This is a genomic window from Paraburkholderia sp. RL17-373-BIF-A (genome assembly GCF_046030175.1).
Classification (GTDB): domain Bacteria; phylum Pseudomonadota; class Gammaproteobacteria; order Burkholderiales; family Burkholderiaceae; genus Paraburkholderia.
This window is the reverse complement of sequence record NZ_JARESO010000295.1, coordinates 1-1,007: the sequence shown is the minus strand read 5'-3', so window position 1 is coordinate 1,007 and position 1,007 is coordinate 1. Positions and strand designations below refer to the sequence as shown.

The 1,007-nt window shown below is 59.3% G+C and carries 1 protein-coding gene; it reads left to right on the top strand.

Going from position 1 to position 1,007, the window contains the following annotated elements:
• Nucleotides 1-71 precede the first annotated feature (71 nt).
• On the top strand, nucleotides 72-1,007 hold a 936-nt coding region (locus tag P0D80_RS50450; protein WP_408296320.1), incomplete at its 3' end, for an IS4/Tn5 family transposase DNA-binding protein.

Sequence of the window (1,007 nt, the reverse complement as noted above, 5' to 3'; positions counted from 1 at the left end):
CTTGCAATTACCCACATCTCCAGCGCGAAACCTGGTAACCTGGCATACGTCATGTTCCATACGCACGCGGGATGGCCGGTAAGCGACACGCGGATGATCGTTCGTGGTTCGATCTGGAAGTCCAGGGAAGCGAATTCCAGGACACCAGGCTGCGCCGCCGCTTCGCAAGCCTGCTCGAGAAGCGGTGGGACGGCATAGGGCAGACGATCCCGTTCGCCTGTCAGGACTGGGCTTCGACCAAGGCCGCGTACCGGTTTCTGTCCAATGACCGCGTCAGCGAACACGATATCCTGAGCGGACATTTCCAGGCGAGCGCCGAGCGTGTGAAGGCCACCGATGGGCCAGTGCTTATCCTGCAGGACACGACCGCATTCTCGTACCAGCGCGAGCGTCCCGAACTCATCGGCTACACGGGCAAGACGACCCTGCGCACGGGGAAGAACGGCATGGGCCCGCGACGACCGTTCACGCAATGCGGCATCCTGATGCATTCGAGTCTTGCTGTTACTGCCGATGGATTGCCACTTGGCCTGGCTGCAGTGAAATTCTGGACAAGAAAGCGGTTCAAGGGGGCTTCTGAACTCAAGCGTCATATCAATCCCACGCGCGTACCGATTGAGGAAAAGGAAAGCTGGCGCTGGCTGGAGAATATGCGCCAGTCGACTGAACTTCTCGACGATCCTGTGCGTTGCATTCACATCGGTGACCGGGAAAGCGACATCTACGAGCTGTTTTGCACCGCATATGATCTTTCCACCTACTTCCTCGTGCGTACCTGTGTCGACAGGCTCGCGGGAGATGGTCAGCACACGATCTCCAAAGCCATGCGGCAGGTTCAGGTAAAGGGACTCCATCGCGTCGAGCTTCGCGATGCGAAGGGCCGTCCGATGACCGCGACGCTCGAACTGCGCTATGCGCCAATGACTGTTCTGCCGCCCATCGGCAAGCAGAGCCGCTACCCCGCGTTACAGCTAACAGTACTTCACGCGCAGGAGCGAGATCCTCCG